This is a genomic window from Pontibacter oryzae, from assembly GCF_003576375.1.
GTDB classification, from domain to species: Bacteria; Bacteroidota; Bacteroidia; order Cytophagales; family Hymenobacteraceae; genus Pontibacter; species Pontibacter oryzae.
In genome coordinates, this window is sequence record NZ_QWGE01000002.1 from 707958 (window position 1) to 726998 (window position 19041).

The window sequence follows — 19041 nt, forward strand, 5'->3', positions numbered from 1 at the left end:
TTCCCCCTCTCTCCTTACACGGATTTACCCAGTTATACCTTTGCTTAACGCAACCTGAAGCGATAGCTTTGCCTACTCTGACAGGACCTTGCTCACAACCTCCAGCACCTTCTCCTCAGAGAATGGCTTCACGATATAAGACTTGGCGCCATACTCCATAGCTTCGTTTACAATTACCTCCTGCCCTACAGCGCTTACTATAATCACTTTTTGGTCAGGCTGCTCGGCCCGGATGCCTTTGAGCACATCAAGGCCAGTGTTGTCTGGCAAAATCACGTCGAGCGTAATGAGGTCAGGCTTTGTTTCTTTTGCCAGTTCCAGAGCCGTTTGCCCATTAGGTGCCTCTCCTACAATTTCGTACCCGGCATCTGAAAGCATGTTTTTCAGCATGGTACGCATATAGAAGGAATCATCTACGATTAGTATTCTTTTCATACTTTACAAAGTATAGTTTCTGAGTTTATGATTTCGACAGCTGGTTTATTTCGTCCTGCGTCAAGATTTTGTGCATGTCCAGCACAATGATCAAACGGTTATTAATTTTAGCGAGGCCTTCTATAAAATTCTCGCTTACACTTACATCCTGCAGAAACGAAGGGGCTTTGTCTATTTTAGTAACAGGTAAGTTTAAAGACTGTGGCACTTCCTTTACTTCTACACCTATACTATAGTCCTTCGCCTCGATAACCAGAGTGTAACTTTGGTTCGAAATTAAACCATCTATAAGTTCAGCTGGCCTGATTTGGAACCGCTTCTCCATATCGATGATCGCAATAATATCACCTCGTATATTTGCCACGCCTTTCACGAAATCCGGGGTCCGGGGCATACGTGTAACGCTAGGTGTAGTCGTTACTTCTTTTACCTGGTCAATTTTAATTGCATACTCTTCCGTACCTAATTTAAATACGATCAGATGCACCATTTCGGCTTCCGGTTGCGCAACATCTGCCTCTCCCTTCTTAGCTCCTTGAGTTTGGCCTTCTGCTGCCTTAGGCTCTGCCGTTGCACCAGGATTTGTAATTGATTTGTCCCTAGCCATACTTATACAGTGCCGCCTCCCCTTTTAATGGTCCCGTTGTTTGTTGCTGAAGACCGTGTGGCCAAACGTGTATTACCTGTCTGGTTTCTTTCCCCTCGCTGATTCAGGGGCACGGAGCTCATTAACTTTTTTTTATTGTTGAATACCAAGTTTCCATCAATCAGCTTAAATGCCGAGATACTTACTTGCAGGTCTGCGGCGATATCGTTCAAGTTTTGAGACGATGAGGTAAGCTCTTGCATGGAACCCGAAAGCTGCTTTGCCGTGCTTGCCACCTGCTGCGTGCCCGAAGCTGTTTGCTCTGCAATGGCTACTACTTCTTCCACATACTTCACTACGTCGCCGATAGATGCCTTCTGTACTTCTGTGGCTGTTAAGATATCCTGGGCCGTACGTAGTGTTTCACCACTAGAAGAGGCAATGTTTTTAAAAGCACCCGATGCCTCGAAGGTAGCATTCTTACCCTTCATTACGCGGCCTTCCATGGTAGAAATGGCCGTAGCGGCTGAGGCAGTATCTTTTTTCACGTCATCAACCAGCGTTGCAATTTCGCTGGCCGATTTGCGTGAGCCCTCTGCCAGTTTGCGAATCTCCTCGGCTACCACCGCAAAACCGCGTCCTGCATCGCCGGCCCGGGCCGCCTCTATGGCAGCGTTCAGGGCAAGCAGGTTCGTTTGGGCGGCAATATCAGTTATCACGCCCAGGGATTTGGATATCTCCTGCGAACGTGTGCTTAGCACTTCAATGGTTCTGGCAGTCTGGGCGGCGGAGCTGGAAATTTCCTCCATGTTTTTCACCACTTCTGCTACTGTTTTTAGACCCAGCTGGGATGTTTCCTCACCTACTTTCGCAGATTTGTTCACCACCTCGGCTCTGTTTGCAGTTTCCTTGGTCGCCTTCATGATCTCCTCAATCAGCTTAAAGGCTTGGTCTGTTTTAAGCGCCTGGTTCTGCGCACCCTCCGCCATTTGTTGCATAGCCAATGCCACATCAAGGGTAACTTTATTCATCTCTAAGCCTTTTTCAGCCATTTCTTCGGAAGAAGTGCCTACTACTAAAGATGAATCGTTAATCTCGCCGAGTAATGCATTCAGGTTATCAACGGCAAGGTTAAGCGCATTGGCCATGTCCAGGATATCCCCGGCGGTTTGCGCTTCCACTTTCTGTGTTAAATCACCTTCCGAGATAGCACGCACCACTCTGGATACTTCTAGTACTGGCGTTACAATCGACTCAAGTAAGTCGTTCAGTGTATCTACCAGTTCTTTCCAGCTGCCGCCTACACCTTGCAGGGCCGCGCGCTCTGTTAGCTTACCTTCCACACCCGCCACTCTGGCCACACGGCTAACCTCACCGGCAAGGCGGTTAAGGTCAACCACCATGTTATTGATCGTATCGGCAAGCTCTGCTACTTCGCCTTTTGCATCCAGGGTCAGTTTCTGCGTCAGGTCACCTTTCGATACTGCGGTTACTACTTTAACTATGCCGCGCACCTGTGTTGTCAGGTTGCTGGCCATAGTGTTTACATTATCAGTCAGGTCTTTCCACACACCGGCCACGTTTGGTACGTTAGCCTGGCCGCCTAGGCGACCTTCGGTGCCCACTTCCAGTGCCACGCGGGTTACCTCCCCGGCAAAGATGTTGAGCGAGTCCACCATGCGGTTGATGTTCTCCTTCAATTCGGCCATCTCACCCTTCACATCCACGGATACTTTCTGGGTCAGATCACCTTTCGCTACAGCCGTAGATACTTTGGCGATGTCACGTACCTGCAGTGTCAGGTTGCTGGCCATGGTGTTCACGTTGTCGGTGAGCTCCTTCCAGGTACCTCTAACTTTCGGTACGTTGGCCTGGCCGCCCAGCTTACCCTCGGTGCCCACCTCGCGGGCCACGCGGGTTACCTCGTCTGCAAACACGTTCAGGGAATCAACCATTTGGTTCAGGTTCTCCTTCAGGTCCAGGATCTCGCCACGCGCCTCTACCGATACTTTCTGGGTTAGGTCGCCTTTGGCAACGGCGGTTGCTACTTTCGCAATATCCCTTACCTGAGAGGTCAGGTTGCTCGCCATGGAGTTTACATTGTCAGTCAGGTCTTTCCATGTACCGCCTACGTTTGGCACGTTGGCCTGGCCGCCCAGTTTACCCTCGGTGCCCACCTCACGGGCCACGCGGGTTACCTCGTCTCCAAATATATTCAGAGAATCCACCATGAAGTTGATGTTCTCTTTTAGTTCTGCTATTTCGCCGCGCGCCTCAACCGTGATTTTCTGCGTCAGGTCGCCTTTGGCAACGCCAGTAGCCACTTTTGCAATACCACGTACCTGTGTTGTCAGGTTGCTACCCATGGTGTTCACGTTATCGGTCAGGTCTTTCCACACACCGGCCACATTTGGCACATTGGCCTGGCCGCCCAGGCGTCCTTCGGTACCCACTTCCAGCGCCACGCGGGTTACCTCCCCGGCGAAGATATTGAGCGAGTCCACCATCTGGTTGATGATATCCTTCAGTTCGCCAAGTTCTCCCTTCACATCCACGGACACTTTCTGGGCCAGATCGCCTTTTGCCACGGCGGTTGCCACGTTGGCGATGTCGCGCACCTGGCTGGTCAGGTTGCTGGCCATGGTGTTCACGTTGTCGGTCAGCTCTTTCCATACTCCCCCAACATTCGGCACTGTTGCCTGGCCGCCCAGCTTACCCTCGGTGCCCACCTCGCGGGCAACACGGGTTACCTCATCAGCGAAGATATTGAGCGAGTCCACCATCTGGTTGATGTTCACTTTCAGCTCGGCTATCTCGCCTTTCACGTTTACTGTTACTTTCTGGCTCAGATCGCCTTTGGCCACGGCGGTTGCCACGTTGGCGATGTCGCGCACCTGGCTGGTCAGGTTGCTGGCCATGTAGTTCACGTTGTCGGTCAGCTCCTTCCAGATACCGGCCACGTTCGGCACATTGGCCTGGCCACCAAGTATACCCTCAGTACCCACTTCGCGGGCCACACGCGTTACTTCCGCACCGAATACATTCAGGCGGTCCACCATTTCGTTCAGGATGTCTTTCAATTGGGCTATCTCGCCCTTCACATCCACCGTAATTTTTTGGCTTAAGTCACCTTTTGCCACGGCGGTTGCCACGTTGGCAATGTCGCGCATTTGGCTGGTCAGGTTGCTGGCCATCGTGTTCACGTTGTCGGTGAGCTCCTTCCAGGTACCCTCTACGCGTGGCACATCTGCCTGCGCGCCCAGTTTACCCTCGGTACCTACCTCACGGGCAACGCGGGTTACCTCTCCGGCAAAAACATTAAGCGAGTCCACCATCTGGTTAATGATATCCTTCAGGTCCGCAATCTCGCCCTTCACGTTAACCGTTACTTTCTGGGTCAGGTCGCCTTTGGCTACGGCGGTTGCCACGTTGGCGATGTCGCGCACCTGGCTGGTCAGGTTGCTGGCCATGGTGTTCACGTTGTCGGTCAGGTCTTTCCATACACCGCCAACGTTAGGCACTCTTGCCTGGCCACCTAGCTTACCCTCAGTGCCTACCTCGCGGGCCACGCGGGTTACCTCGTCAGCGAAGATGTTGAGCGAGTCCACCATCTGGTTAACGTTGTCCTTAAGCTGGGCAAACTCACCACGCACATCCACAGATACTTTCTGGGTCAGGTCGCCTTTGGCCACGGCGGTTGCCACGTTGGCGATGTCGCGCATCTGGCTGGTCAGGTTGCTGGCCATGGTGTTCACGTTGTCGGTCAGGTCTTTCCAGATACCGGCCACGTTCGGCACAGATGCCTGGCCGCCCAGTTTACCCTCGGTTCCCACTTCCAGGGCCACGCGGGTCACCTCACCGGCAAACAGGTTCAGGTTATCGATGGTCCGGTTAATGGTCTCGGCCATTACTTTAAAGTCACCAGACACCGGAATCTGGAAGGTTTCGTCCAGGTTACCGCGCGAGATATTCTTAAGTACCTTGCCCACCTCCAATACCGGTACCGCGATAGAGTCTACAAGGCCGTTGATGTTGTTTATCATGTCCTTCCAGAAACCGGAAGCGCTCTCTGCGGAGGCGCGGGCTTTCAGGTTACCCTCTACCCCGGCTACTTTGGAGATGCGCGACACCTCGCCTCCCACGCCGCCGATCATCTCCACCATGGAGTTGTAGGCCTCGGCGATGTCCGCAAAGATGTCGTCGTTCTGCTTGGTGAGTCTTACCGAAACGTCCCCTTTCTTGAAGGCATCGAGTGCGTAAAGTACTTTATTGAGTTGCTCGTTTATATAATCGGGGCTGCTTGGCAATTTCCCTTGCCTAAGTTTCTTAGATGCAGCCGGGCTATCTGCGGGGTTAGTGGGTGCTGCCGCTGGTTTATTGGCAGGGACACTGGCTTCTGCCGTTACGGGGGGCACTTGGGCAGGCTTTTCAGCTACAGCCTTTGTAGCACCTGTTTTCTCGGCTTTCGCGGTCGGAGCAGTGCTCTTCTTCTCTTCTTTGGCTTCTACGTCACTGATGAGCTTGTCTTTGCTCAACTTCATATTTTTACCTAAGGCCATAGTTTCATTGGTTGGAAAAGGGTGTTTCTAAACCTTACGCCAGGCGGCCCCGCAGTACGCGCTCGGCTTCAGGACTATCAACAGGTTTAAACAAGGGCAATTTAATCAAAATAGATTCAAGTATAAAATAAGCTTGGCACCAGTTAAGGCACTAATGCCAGATACTCTTCAGCCAGTGCGCGATAATCTTTCGCGCCATTTGATGTTGCATCATAATCCAACACGCTTTTGCCAAACGACGGCGCCTCCGCCAGCTTCACGTTCATACGTATCTGGCTCCGGAAAATTTTCTCCTCCACACTCCCCTGCAGGTATTCCAGAACTTCCTGACTAAGTTTGCGACGCATGTCAAACATCACCACTACGATACCTTTTATTTTAAGTTTTGGATTAAAGGCTTTTTGGACTCTTTTCACGGTAGTCATAATCTGATCCAAACCCTGCAGCGTAAGCACCTCCATCTGTAGGGGTATCAGCACCTCCTGCGCAGCAGTGAGGGCGTTCAGAGTTAGCACCGACAAGGAGGGTGGGCAATCGATCAGCACAAAATCAAAGCCCTTAACCTGCGAAAGTATGTTTTTGAGGAATTCCTCGCGGTTTGGCTGTGTTACAAGCGATATCTCGATATCGACCAGGTCGTTGGAGCCGGGCGCTATCCAGAGGCCATCTTTTTCTACCAGGATATCATTTATAGTTTTTTCACCCTGGAACACATCTGCCATGGTAGCCTTAGCAGTACTTACTGCCAGCGAATAAGACAGGTTGCTTTGTGGGTCCAGGTCCAGCAGCAGCACTTTTTTGCCCAGCTTACTTAAGGCGCTGCCAAGGTTTATGGTTGTAGTTGTTTTACCAGTGCCGCCCTTTTGGTTTATTACGGCCACTACATTCGTCTTCATACGTTCGTATTAATTAAGCACTGCGGCAGATGAAGGCTCTACCCTGGCTCTAAGCTATGGAAATTATATATAAGCTGAAAATTATACTTGCGCTAGGGCTACTAGTGCGTAGGCTCCAGATTGTGGGTAAGCAGCACGCCCGTGGTGATATGGATATCCTGCCAGCTCTCAAGGTTAAGCACAATAGCTACTGCCTTGCCTGGGTCTAGGTAACCGAGATGGTGCTGCTGCGTTAATTCACGGGCAAGGCGGGTAATGCCTGGATTGTGCGCCACCAGAAGCACCTGCTTTACCTCACGGGGTAACTCGCCAAGGCTTTTTATCAGCTGTGTTTCGCGGGCGTTATAGAGGTCAGGGTTGTAAGAGATTTTTGCCTCGTCGAAGTATAAACGGCTGGCAATTATACGGGCTGTAGCGTTGGCGCGCACGGCAGGGCTGGCCAACAACGCGTCCAGCTTCAAAAATTTTTCGCGCATCCATTTACCAGTGCTGCGGGCTTGTTGCTGGCCTGCTGGCGTCAGTTCCCGCTCAAAGTCGGGTTGCAGCGCATAAGGGTCATGGGTCTCGGCGTGGCGGCAGAGGAGTACAATTCTTTGCATAAAGTCTTAAACTGACCGTATAGTTATAGGACTAATCTGCCGGGTAACGACAGTATTTTTATATGGTATTAAACCTATGTTATACGGATGGGGTTGTAATTGTTGAAAAAAAAATTTGAACTTTGGGCAAATTTTGGCCTGATTCGCCTTGTAAATATAAAGGATGATAAAAAACTTAGTCATAGTAGAGTCGCCTGCAAAGGCAAAAACTATTGAGGGATATTTAGGGAAAGACTTTGTTGTGAAGTCTAGCTTCGGCCATGTGCGCGACTTGCCTAAAGACAATAACGCCATTGACATTGCGCATGGCTTTAAGCCAACGTATGTGGTGTCGAGCGATAAGCGCGAAGTGGTTTCGCAGCTGCGCAAGCTTGCCAAAGAGGCTGAGGTTGTGTGGCTTGCATCGGATGATGACCGCGAGGGAGAAGCCATTTCGTGGCACCTGACAGAGGCCCTGAACCTGAACGACTCCAAGACACGCCGCATTGTTTTCCGGGAAATCACCAAAAACGCCATACTTAACGCCATCAATTCCCCACGGGGCATTGATATGGATTTGGTAAATGCACAGCAGGCACGCCGTATTCTGGACCGCCTGGTGGGTTTTGAATTATCTCCAGTGCTCTGGAAAAAAATTAAAACCGGGCTTTCGGCTGGCCGCGTGCAGTCTGTGGCTGTGCGTTTGGTAGTGGAGCGCGAGCGCGAGATCGAGCGTTTCAAGGCTGAGGCATCATTCCGGATCACGGCTTCTTTTGATGTGCAGGGCCGTACCCTGGAAGCGGAATTGCCACAAAAGTTTAAAACTGAAGAAGAGGCACATGCGTTTCTGCAGCAGTGCGTTGGAGCAGATTATAAAATCGAGAACCTGGAGAAAAAACCGCTGAAACGCAGCCCGGCGCCTCCATTTACAACCTCTACCCTGCAGCAGGAAGCTAGCCGTAAGCTATACTTCTCGGTGGCCCAGACCATGACCATCGCGCAGCGCTTGTACGAATCTGGTAAGATCTCCTACATGCGTACCGACTCCTTGAACCTTTCGGATGAGGCTGTGCAGGGCGCCACACGCGAGATTCAACGCTCATTTGGGGAGAACTTCGTGAAAACACGCCGCTTCAAAACAAAGTCAGCCTCTGCACAGGAAGCGCACGAGGCCATTCGGCCTACTGATTTCTCGCAGATGGTGGCCAGCTCCGACCGCAACGAGCAGCGCCTTTACGAACTGATCTGGAAACGGGCGATTGCCTCGCAGATGGCCGACGCTGAAATAGAGAAGACAACCGTTACGATCGGTATCTCCACCCAACCAGACCAGAAACTACAGGCAACCGGCGAGGTCATAAAATTTGAAGGCTTCCTGAAAGTGTACATCGAGTCTAAGGACGATGATGAGGCCGACGAAGATGTAAAAGGCATGTTGCCGCCATTAACCATTGGCCAAGCCATAGACCTGCGCCAGATGCTGGCCACGCAGCGTTATAGCCGCCCTGCCGCCCGTTATACAGAAGCCAGCCTTGTAAAGAAACTGGAAGAAATGGGTATCGGTCGTCCGTCTACCTATGCGCCTACCATCTCTACCATCCAAAAGCGAGGTTACGTGGAGAAAGATACCCGCGAAGGGAAAGAACGCAACTACCAAGTGCTTACCCTGAAAGGCAGTGATATTACTACCCAAACTAAAACCGAGATTACAGGTGCCGAGAAAGCAAAGCTTTTCCCGACAGATACGGCCATGGTAGTGAATGACTTCTTAGTAGAGCATTTCCCTAACGTGATCGATTACTCGTTTACTGCCCGTGTAGAGGCTGAGTTTGACGAGATCGCCCACGGCCAGAAAGAATGGGAAAACATGCTAGACCAGTTCTATAAGAAATTCCATGAGCGCATCGAGTCCAGCGAAAGTATATCCAGGGCTGATGTGTCGGGTGCGCGCGAACTGGGCACAGACCCGGTTACCGGCAAAACCATACTTGCCAAGCTTGGCCGCTACGGCCCTTACGTGCAGCTGGGCGAGGAAAACGAGGAAACCGGCGAAAAGCCAGTGTATGCTAGCCTTCGCAAAGGCCAGTTTATAGAAAGCCTTGCGCTGGAAGATGCCCTGGAGCTGTTTAAGCTGCCACGCATTGTGGGCACCTTCGAGGACAAGGACATGACTGCCGCCATCGGCAGGTTTGGCCCATACATCCGCCACGACAGCAAGTTCTTCTCGCTGCCTAAAACACTGGACCCAATGAAGGTGACGGCAGAGGAAGCTATTGAGTTGATACAGGCCAAACGCAAAGCCGATGCTGAGAAGCTGATCAAAACATTCCCAGAAAACCCGGACATCCAGGTGCTGAACGGGCGCTATGGCCCATACATTGTGGCTGGCAAAAAGAACGTGAAGATTCCGAAAGACAAGGAGCCAAGCGAGCTGACGCTGGAAGAATGCATTGCCCTGGCTGATGCCACACCGGAGAAGAAAGGCCGCGGTGGTTTCAAGAAAAAGGCAGATGCCGACAAGCCTGCCGCCGAAAAGAAAAAAACGACAAAGGCAAAGGCTAGTACCACTAAAAAGGCGGCGGCTAAAAAACCGGCAGCCAAAAAGAAAGCCTAACCCCAACGGTTACACTTCTAAAAAGTCCGCTCTCTGGCCAGGGAGCGGACTTTTGCTTTTTATACTTTTCTGGTTTTATAGCTCTCGCATTTGACACTTTTAATCCTATATTTTCTTACTTACCCACTATACCAGCTTTCAGATTTTTTATCCAATTTAGTGGCCTGATATTTAACATGTACCTTCTATGAAGCAAACGTTACACAAGTGCATCTTGCTGCTCTTCGCCTTTATTCTATCCGCTTTAAACCTGCTCGCGCAAACTTGCCAGGTAACAGCCACAGCGGCTCATACTAGCTTATGCGCAGGCGGCACCACAGCAATTACCGCAACGGCCTCTTTTGCAGCCACAGATTGGAAATGGTATAAAGAAGGCGAAGCAACGGTGCTAGGTACCTCGGCCAGCCTACAGGTAAGCGCTGCCGGCAAGTATAAAGTGGTAGTAACGGGCTCGGATTGCAGTGCTGTTACCTCCAATACCGTTGACATTGTGGAAGCCACTATTCCTGCAATGAGCGTTGTTAGCGGCCCCACTAGTTTCTGTGCGGCAGGCCAGGAAGTTGCCTATAGTATAAACCTTGTAAGCGAGGCCAATAGCTATACTTGGTCTGTGCCGGCAGGTTGGGTTATTCTTTCTGGGCAGGGTACTGCCAGCATACTTGTGCGCGTGGGCAGTACTGGAAGCGTTTCCGTTGCTGCAGCAAACCAGTGTGGCCCCGGGGCTACTGCGGTTTTAGAGGTAAATGTGCAGCAGCCGATTGCTGCCCCGGCAGTGCTTGGCAACAAGGTTTGCGCCGGCGAGTCTGCTTTTTTACAGATAAGCAACCCGCAGCAGCACCTGACTTATACCTGGTACAGCAGCAATACCAGCAGCACCCCGCTTGCCACAGGCGCTACCTTTAACACCCCTCCCCTGCTAGGCGCCACTACTTATTATGTGGCAGCCACTAACACGACTTCTGGCTGCGCCAGTGCACGCACAGCTTTCACCGCTGATGTTACGCCTGCCATTTCAAACAACTTCATCGCGGAAAACCAGAGCCTATGCCTGGGGCAGCTGCCTGCCCCTTTAACCAGCGGACTTCCTACAGGGGGAGAAGGCATCTATAACTATCAATGGCAGACAAGCACCGATGGCCTGCAGTTTATGCCTGTGCCAGGCGCTAATACAATTATTTTCAACCCTGGTCCGCTTCAGCAAACCACGTGGTTTAGAAGAGTGGTAACGTCTGGCAGTTGCCAGAGCGTAAGCAATAGCGTAAAGGTAACGGTGTATCCGGTGCCTGCTCGGCCAACAATCACTTTCAGTGACTCCACCCTCACTGCAAGTATAACCGAGGCAAGCTACGAATGGCTAAAGGATGGCCTGGCACTACACGCCACTACGCAGCGCATTACGGTAAAAGAATCCGGGTATTACCAAGTGCGTGTAAAAAATACTGCGGGCTGCGCCTCTGCGGTTTCCGATTCGCTGTACGTAGAACTGCAACCTGTTTCAGATGACCAGAACGCGCCCGTAAGCTTCTACCCCAACCCGTCGCTGGACAGCAAGATAACCCTTACCGTGAAACAGCCGCTGCACAACGTGCAACTGTCGGTGCTTAACACCTCGGGCACTGCTATGTATAGCATCAAGCTGCCGAAATGGAAAGACGCGCTGGAGGTAAACCTGGAGCACCTGCCGCAGGGCTTATACTTTGTCTACATCATTTCTGATGAACTGCGCTCGACGCAACGCCTCATGCTCCGGCACTAAGTATAACCTTATACTCAAACGCATCCCCAGCCACCGCACAAGTTGCCGGCAGCTGGGGATTTTTCATACTTATACTTTTGCTGATACTCGCTAAAAACCTGCTATACTTCCCGTTCTTGCTCATGCAAAAGCTTAGCGGGTTACCCGAAGCAGGCCATCCATGGAGGTAGTATAGCAGGCCGATGTGTGTTCCTCGCGCAGCATCCAGACGGCATCTTTTTCTCCCTGTACTGCATACTTTACCGTATGGTGCCCGAAGCGCTGCCGCAGTGCATCCAGGGTGTGCATTAGTTGGTTTTCTTTGGCCGGATTTACGCGCTCAAACAAATCCAGCTGCACCTCGGCAACCGGCACCAGGTCGTTAAGTATGATGCCGACCTTTACGTAGCGCTTGCCGGGCCGGTACATTTGCCGGAGCAGATGCAAGGCGTGGCGCAGCAGGTCTAGCTCGTTGTGCGTAGCGCGTGGCAAGGGCATGCTGCGGCTGTTATAGTATGCTGGCTCCGTGGTTGAGAAGCGGTTGGTCATCAGGAACACGGTGAGGCTGGCCGCGCAGCTGTTTTGCCGGCGCAGTTTAGTGGCGCAACGCACGGTGTGTGTCGAGAGGGCTTCTTCTATATCTTTCAACTCTGATAAAGGCTTGCCGAAAGAGCGCGAGGTGCAGATATTTTTCTTGGTGGGCGGCTCCAGTTCCAACTCCTGGCAGGGCTTACCGCGCAGCTCCAGCAAGGTGCGCAGGCCGGTGACGGCCATGTTCTTTTTAACCCAGCCCTCCGGCAGCTGGCGCATGTCCCAGGCGGTATGCACATCCAGTTCCTGTAGCCTTTTGGCATGCTGCCGTCCAATGCCCCATACATCGCCAATGCCTGTTTTCCGGAGTGCCTGCTCCGTTTCCGCTTCGTGCTGCAACACCAGCACACCCTCCGAGCCCGGCCATTTTTTTGCCAGCTTGTTCGCTACTTTTGCCAACGTTTTGGTGCAGGCCACGCCCACCGATACGGGTATCCCTGTCCATTGCCGAACGGTTTTCCGTATCTGCACGCCGTATGCCTCCACTTCGTCCTCGCGCAGGTGGCTCAGGTCCAGGAAGCACTCGTCTATAGAGTAGATCTCCAAGTTGGGGGTGAACTGCGCCAGGGTGTTGGCCACGCGCCGCGACATGTCGCCGTAGAGTTCGTAGTTAGAGCTGAACACTTCCACGCCTTCCTTCCGCACCAGGTCTTTTACCTGAAAGTATGGCGTACCCATTTTAATGCCCAGCGCCTTGGCCTCATCAGACCGGGCAATTACGCAGCCATCGTTATTGCTGAGCACTACCACGGGCCTGCCATTCAGCTCGGGCCGGAACACGCGCTCACACGACACATAAAAGCTGTTGCAGTCTACCAGGGCAAATCGTGTGGTTTTCATCGGCATTTATACTTTCTTCACAACACCCACTACCACACCCCAAATCAGGCCCATGTCCGGGTCGTTTACTTTTATACTTTCATACTTTGGGTTTTCGGGCTCCAGGTAGGCACCGTCCGGTTTCAGCATCAGGCGCTTGATGGTAAACTCGCCAGCCACAAAGGCCAGCACAATGCGGCCGCTGCTCGCCTTCACGGAGCGGTCTATCACCACCAAGTCGCCGGGCTCTATGTGCGCGCCAATCATGGAGTCGCCTTCTACGCGGGCCAGAAATGTGGAGGTTGGGTTTTGGGTGAGGTATGCGTTGAGGTCTATCGGGTCGGCGTGGTAATCTGTTGCCGGGCTCGGGAAGCCCGCACGTACCGCCGAGGCAAATAATAACAGCCGTTGTTCCGAAGCATGCTGCAGTTGCACCACATCCGGGTAAGGCTTCATAAGTATAACTTTTGCTTCCATGCTGCTAGTTTACGAATAATATTAGCAAAAGCTATATTTAAATACTAAATATTTTAGCAATTAAAAACTTATTGTCAGTCTTGTATCAACTATAATTCTTATGGGCAATAAAATTAAGAGCGTTCGCACATTTTTAACCTGCTCTATTACAAAACCTTATACCTTTTCATGAATAAGTTTACAATCAAAGGTTACACACTAACCGATATATTTATATATTAGCAGGTCTAAATTTTTAAAAAAATACATTTTCTATGAACAAACTTAGATTCTTACCTCTGCTACTGCTTTGCTTTTTCGTCATCACGCTTACAAGCTGCGATAAGGATGAAAAAGATGACGTGTCTCCTAATATGTCGCTTATTACCGCAGGCACTTGGACGGGAAGTGCTATTTATATAGACGGTGAGAACATAACCAATGAGTTTGAGGAAGAAACGGGCTTAGATTTTGGCAGGTATACTTCCAAGTTTGAAAGAGATGGGACTTATACTGACACTTATGACGGAAGAGTTGTAGTGGAAGGCACTTGGGAATATGGCAATAACGAAAGGATAGTTATTTTTGAAAAAGGCACTACCAATAAATATGAGGTGGTAATATCAAAGCTTGATGAAGATGAATTCTTTTACCAGCAGTCAGGGATAGAGTATAGGTTTAAGAGATAAACCATCTTGAAGTGCACAACCCCAGAAAACAGAAAAGGCTCCTTTGCAGGAGCCTTTTCTGTTATAGTATAAATACTTACTTCAGCACGGCTAACGTAGCGCCATCGCCGCCGCGCTCTTCGGCTTCGTTGCCTACGCTGGCTACCTCGCGCACCGAGTACAGGTAATCGCGGACTACCTGCCGCAGCACGCCGTTTCCGCGGCCATGTATGATCTTGATCTCCGGGATGCCCAGCATCAGCGCCTCATCGGTAAAGTTCATCACCTTGGTTAGCGCGTCTTCGGCATACTCTCCCCGAATATCCAGTGTGCTCGTGAAATCAGACATGCGCTGGGTCATGTTCATGCCACGGCTAAAGCCGCCAGCATTCTCCATCTTAGACTTCTTCGGCTTCTGCGACACCTGGCCCTCAATGCGCTCCAGGTTATCTACCTTCACGATGGTTTTCAGGCCTCCGAAAAGTACTTCTGCCGTTTTGCCTTTTATACTTACCACCTGCCCTACGGAGTCCTGTCCAATCAGCGCCACATTATCGCCGGGCTTTACGCTTCCGTTGGCGATGCGCTTGTGGGCAGGGCGCGGCTCGTCTTTGCGCACTTCCTGGGCAAAGGTTTCCAGGTCGCGGCGGGCCTCTTTGGTTTTCTCTTTCTCGGCCTGGCTCTGCTTGATCTGTTGGATGGTAGCTTCAATTTTCTGATTCGCATCCTTCAAGAGCAGCTTGGCTTTACCCTTGGCTTCGCGCATCACGTCCTGCTTGCTTTCCTCCAGGAAGTTGCGCAGGTCGCCATACTCCTTCACAGATTTGGTAAGCTTTTGTTCCAGTTTGCTGGCTTCGCGCACCTTCTTTTCCAGCTCCTGCTTTTCGGTTTCCAGCTCTTCCAGCAGGCGGTCGTAGCGGATCTTGTCCTTACCTACCAGCTTGCTGGCCCTGTCGATGATGTGCTTGGGCAAACCGATTTTCTGGGCAATCTCGATGGCGAACGATGAGCCCGGCTTACCAATCTCCAACTGGTACAGCGGCTGCAAATGCTTGTGGTCGTAACGCATGGCACCGTTCACGATGCCCGGTGTGCGCTCGGCATAGTTTTTCAGGTTGGTATAGTGCGTGGTAATCACACCGTACACGCTGCTCTCGTTCAGGTTTTGCAGCACGGCCTCAGCTATGGCGCCACCCAGCACCGGCTCAGTACCTGTACCAAACTCATCTATCAGTACCAGGCTGCGCTTGTCGGCCACCGTCACAAACTTTTTCATGTTAGTCAGGTGCGAGCTATAGGTACTCAGGTCGTTCTCGATGGACTGCTCATCCCCGATATCAATAAAGATATCATGGAAAACACCCGCCTCCGAGTTATCTGCCGCCGGAATTAAAAGGCCGCATTGCAGCATGTACTGCACCAGCCCCACTGTTTTCAGGCTCACGGATTTACCACCGGCGTTTGGCCCCGAGATAAGGAGCAGGCGCTGATCGCGGTTAAGCTCCAGATCCATCGGCACTACGGGCTTGCCTGCCTGCTTGTGCGCCAAGTATAAAAGCGGGTGAAATGCCTGCTTCCAGTTAATCAGCGGATACTTGTGCAGCGTGGGCTTGGTAGACTCCACGCGGCGCGCAAACACAGCCTTTGCCCGGATAAAATCGAGCAGGCCGAGGTACTGGTACGCCTTGCGCAGTTCTGGTATGTGATGGCGCAGGGTATTGGTAAGCCCAACCAAAATCCGGATCAGCTCGCGGTGATAGGCGTTCTCCAGGTCCTTGATGTCGTTGTTGAGTTCAAAGATAGACTCCGGCTCGATATAAACCGTCTGCCCCGTGTTCGACTCATCGTGGATCAAACCTTTGATGCGGCGCTTATGCTCCGCGATAACAGGTATAACCAGGCGGCCACCGCGTATGGTTGGCTCTACGTCAGAAGGTGTCCAGCCCTCATTTTTGGCGTGCCTGAGGATAGAGGAAATGGTTTTACGAAGGGCTGCCTGCTGCGCGATCAGGTCGCGTTTGAGGCGCTGCAACTCCGGGGTGGCATCGTCGCGCACGGCGCCAGTATCGTCCACTACCTTATCCAGGGCGGCCAGCAGCGAGCGCTCCACGGCCACGTTGGCACCCAGTGCCTTCAGGGCCTCATACTTGCCTTCCTCAGATTCCGAGATAAAGCGCAGCGAGTCGCGGATGGTGCGCAACGACATCTTGATCTCGAAGAACTGCACCACATCCAGGAAAGTACCTTCCAGGGCGGCCCGGTCCAGGTAAGCGGTAGGGTCGTAGTAGTGCTGCAGCGGAATTTCGGCATCCGACTCCAGCAGTTGTTTAAATTCTTCGGTTTGCTGCAACAGCCTTTCCAGCAGGTCGTGGCGGTTCAGGAATTGCATGCGGCTTACAAAGTGGCGGCCCAACGGGCTCAGGCAAAGCTCTGAGAGCATCTCGCGCACTTGTGCAAAGCCAATTTTTATTTCAAAGTTTTCTGGGTAGATCAATTGTTATCTTTTAATTTACTGCAAAATTAGCAATATCTATAACAAGTATACAGGCCTGTTTTGTTCGCTTAAAAACACATAAGATTCAACACGCAGGCCAACATAGAATTGGCGCATTTTCGCCACCTTGCTAATATTCTAACTTTTAAACCTTCTAACTTAATATGGTTCTCGATAAACTCAGTAATGCCACGCGTTATACGTGCATGCACCCATTATTTGTCCAGGCCTTTGCTTATTTGCAGGAAACGGATTTAGCAAGCGTTGCCACAGGCGTGCACGAAATAGAAGGTAAAAGGCTCTTCGCGATTATTTCTGAAGACAAGGGCATAGCCAAGGAAAATGCCAAACTGGAAGTGCACCGCAAGTACATCGACATACAGTACGTAATTTCGGGCACCGACCACATGGGCTGGAAAGACCTGGCGCAGTGCAGCCAACCCAACGACCCTTACACCGAGGAGCGCGACGCAGCTTTTTTTCCGGATAAAACGCAGAACTGGTTCGATGTACCGGCAGGCTCTTTCACCATCTTCTACCCCGACGATGCCCACGCCGCCATGATAACCGGCGAGGTGGTGCGCAAAGTGGTGCTCAAGATTGCGGTAAGCTAGCATACACCGGGCTTTCTGCCCTGCCTGAAAGTATACCTGTAAAAGCTGGAAAATTTATTTTGAGGCCAAAGTATGCGGCTGCGGCACGTGCGGGCCAGATTTGAAGATCAACGTGTAAACGTCAGTTATAGAGCAGGCTTATACCTGCCTACGTGCTTCTTTGCAAGCTCCATGGTTTTACTAACTTTGGCTCTAGAAAAATCAACTAAAAGCCAAATGAAAGTTTTAAAGACCACCCTTATCGTTGTAGCCATACTTGTGGCTGTGCCCTTGCTTGTGGCCCTTTTCGTGGACCAGGATTACGCCGTGGAGCGCGAAATCGTGATCAACAAGCCGAAGCAAGAAGTGTTTAACTATGTGAAGCTCCTGAGGAATCAGGATAACTACAGCACCTGGGCAACCCGTGACCCGAACATGAAAAAGACTTACTCTGGCACCGATGGCACCGTAGGTTTTGTATCAGCCTGGGAGAGCGATAACGAGGAAGTAGGTAAGGGCGAGCAGGAGATCAAGAACATTGTAGACGGCGACAGAATTGATTTTGAGCTTCGCTTTTATGAGCCTTTCGAAGCTACCGAGCCGGCTTATATGGTTACTGAGCAGGTTTCTGACAGCGAAACAAAGGTAAAATGGGGCTTTAACGGCCATATGGATTACCCAATGAACCTGATGCTCGCCTTTATGGATATGGAAGAAGCAATTGGCAACGACCTACAGACCGGCCTGGACAACCTGAAAATCCAGCTCGAGAAATAACCATCCCTGGAAGCGCACCGCGCTTGTTGCAAGTATAAAATCATGGCAAAAAGTAATGGCCCGCGCTGTTACTTTTTGCTTTTTATGCCCGATTCCACTGCTTGTAAAGCGAAAGTATAAAGTGCTGGCTACCTGTGTGCCTGCAAATGCCTATTGTTCCGTAACTTCGTGTTTACTAGTCCAAGTTATATTTCACTCCCAATGTGTAAACTTATTGCACTATTTGCAGCGCTTGTATTGGCTGCACTCCAGGCTTTCGCCCAAACCAACGAGCCCAGCGACCCAAGGCCAATCGGGGGCGTTAGCAAAGCGGTGCTACCTTTTTACAAGATCGATTTTTCGCCAGCACAGCGGGAGCTGTTGCAAGGCCAGTCGGTTGAGTTGCTTTTTCTGGTGAATACTACAGGCACAGCTACTCTTGAGGACATCAAAGGTACAAGCGACAGCGCCATCCGCGACAGCCTGCGACAGGCCGCAGCAACTATGCCTGAGTTTTACCCGAGCATGGCAGGCAACAAAAAGGTGGAGGCTCTTTACTTCCTGCAGTTTGAGTTGCCTACCTATACGCAGGCCCGCTTAGTGCAACCCTCGCTGCACCCGCTGTTTTTCATACAGCACGCTTACGAAGACTATGAGTATATCCATAAGTCGGGGAAGCGCCTGGATATACTAATGGGTGCCGCTGCAAACGCATTTGCAGGCAAACCAGCAGAATACTTGTCGCCGGGAGGCGGCATAAAGATGGATATTATGTACACGGGCGCAAAGGGATACGGCGGCGGCATGGTAATGAGCATTTATGGAAATCAGCTTAAAAAGCCATACCACATCAACAGCGCCAGAGAGCAGACCAGCGCCCCGCCAACCTTCCTGCTGGGCGTAGGCATAAACAAAATACTTAAGCAACAAGAAAGAAACGAGCTACAGTCACAGCTAGAGCTAACCTATGCCGGCCAGAACATTGTGCCAAAAGAAGACACGCACGACGAAGACTGGGTGCAACTCCAAGGCTTTAGCCCCGGCCTCGTGCTGCATTACCTCATCAAGCTCGGCAAAGACAAAACCTCTTTTTACTACACACAGCCCGCCATTGTAAACCACAGCCTTAACCTGCACAGCGCTGTGCGGCCTTTGTTTCTTAACCTGAAAGAGGCAAGTGGCGTGATGCTAGAGTTGGGCGTATCGTATAGGTTCACCACCCACCTGGTAGATGAGTACCGGTTGAAACAGTAAAGCACAG

At 51.4% G+C, this 19041-nt stretch carries 14 protein-coding genes; 6 read left to right on the top strand and 8 right to left on the bottom strand.

Features of this window, described 5'->3' with window-relative positions:
* Positions 1-72: 72 nt before the first annotated feature.
* The 5 genes from D1627_RS07890 to D1627_RS07910 all read right to left on the bottom strand — a co-directional run bounded on the left by D1627_RS07890 (position 73) and on the right by D1627_RS07910 (position 7075).
* Complete coding sequence (locus tag D1627_RS07890) at positions 73-435, bottom strand: response regulator (protein ID WP_119431665.1); 363 nt, start codon at positions 433-435, stop codon at positions 73-75.
* A gap of 25 nt (positions 436-460) precedes the next feature.
* Complete coding sequence (locus D1627_RS07895; protein ID WP_119431666.1) at positions 461-1042, bottom strand: chemotaxis protein CheW; 582 nt, start codon at positions 1040-1042, stop codon at positions 461-463.
* 2 nt (positions 1043-1044) lie between these two features.
* Positions 1045-5562 carry a HAMP domain-containing protein gene (locus tag D1627_RS07900; protein WP_233555553.1) on the bottom strand — a complete coding sequence of 1506 codons (4518 nt, stop codon included), beginning with the start codon at positions 5560-5562 and terminating at the stop codon, positions 1045-1047.
* Positions 5563-5723: 161 nt separating this feature from the next.
* Positions 5724-6476, bottom strand: a complete 753-nt coding sequence (locus tag D1627_RS07905) for a ParA family protein (RefSeq protein ID WP_119431668.1) — start codon at positions 6474-6476, stop codon at positions 5724-5726.
* A gap of 101 nt (positions 6477-6577) precedes the next feature.
* The gene (locus D1627_RS07910) at positions 6578-7075 is read right to left on the bottom strand and encodes a SixA phosphatase family protein (RefSeq protein ID WP_119431669.1); all 498 of its coding nucleotides are present in this window, start codon (positions 7073-7075) and stop codon (positions 6578-6580) included.
* Between the two features lie 163 nt (positions 7076-7238).
* Between D1627_RS07910 and topA the strand changes: the two genes are divergently transcribed.
* Both topA and D1627_RS07920 read left to right on the top strand, forming a co-directional pair.
* Complete coding sequence (gene topA, locus D1627_RS07915; RefSeq protein ID WP_119431670.1) at positions 7239-9668, top strand: type I DNA topoisomerase; 2430 nt, start codon at positions 7239-7241, stop codon at positions 9666-9668.
* Between the two features lie 187 nt (positions 9669-9855).
* Positions 9856-11424, top strand: coding sequence for an Ig-like domain-containing protein (locus D1627_RS07920; protein ID WP_119431671.1), 1569 nt, complete (start codon positions 9856-9858; stop codon positions 11422-11424).
* A 132-nt stretch (positions 11425-11556) separates the two neighbouring features.
* On the opposite strand, the gene D1627_RS07925 is transcribed toward D1627_RS07920, so the two are convergent.
* Together D1627_RS07925 and D1627_RS07930 are read right to left on the bottom strand one after the other, a co-directional pair.
* Positions 11557-12834 (bottom strand): Y-family DNA polymerase, encoded by a 1278-nt coding sequence (locus tag D1627_RS07925; protein WP_119431861.1) that lies wholly within the window; start codon positions 12832-12834, stop codon positions 11557-11559.
* Positions 12835-12840: 6 nt separating this feature from the next.
* On the bottom strand, positions 12841-13290 hold the full coding sequence (locus tag D1627_RS07930; RefSeq protein WP_199688399.1) for a LexA family protein: 450 nt from the start codon (positions 13288-13290) through the stop codon (positions 12841-12843).
* A 254-nt stretch (positions 13291-13544) separates the two neighbouring features.
* Between D1627_RS07930 and D1627_RS07935 the strand changes: the two genes are divergently transcribed.
* Positions 13545-13958, top strand: coding sequence for a hypothetical protein (locus D1627_RS07935; RefSeq protein ID WP_119431672.1), 414 nt, complete (start codon positions 13545-13547; stop codon positions 13956-13958).
* Positions 13959-14034: 76 nt separating this feature from the next.
* Here the strand turns inward: D1627_RS07935 and D1627_RS07940 are convergent, their stop codons facing one another.
* On the bottom strand, positions 14035-16431 hold the full coding sequence (locus D1627_RS07940; RefSeq protein ID WP_119431673.1) for an endonuclease MutS2: 2397 nt from the start codon (positions 16429-16431) through the stop codon (positions 14035-14037).
* Between the two features lie 164 nt (positions 16432-16595).
* Between D1627_RS07940 and D1627_RS07945 the strand changes: the two genes are divergently transcribed.
* The 3 genes from D1627_RS07945 (at position 16596) to D1627_RS07955 (ending at position 19034) form a co-directional block, all read left to right on the top strand.
* Positions 16596-17045: a YhcH/YjgK/YiaL family protein gene (locus tag D1627_RS07945; RefSeq protein ID WP_119431674.1), complete on the top strand. Its 450-nt coding sequence runs from the start codon at positions 16596-16598 to the stop codon at positions 17043-17045.
* Positions 17046-17261: 216 nt separating this feature from the next.
* Entirely contained in the window at positions 17262-17801 is a 540-nt protein-coding gene (locus tag D1627_RS07950; protein WP_119431863.1) for an SRPBCC family protein, read from the top strand.
* A gap of 201 nt (positions 17802-18002) precedes the next feature.
* Positions 18003-19034: a hypothetical protein gene (locus D1627_RS07955; protein ID WP_119431675.1), complete on the top strand. Its 1032-nt coding sequence runs from the start codon at positions 18003-18005 to the stop codon at positions 19032-19034.
* Positions 19035-19041 lie beyond the last annotated feature (7 nt).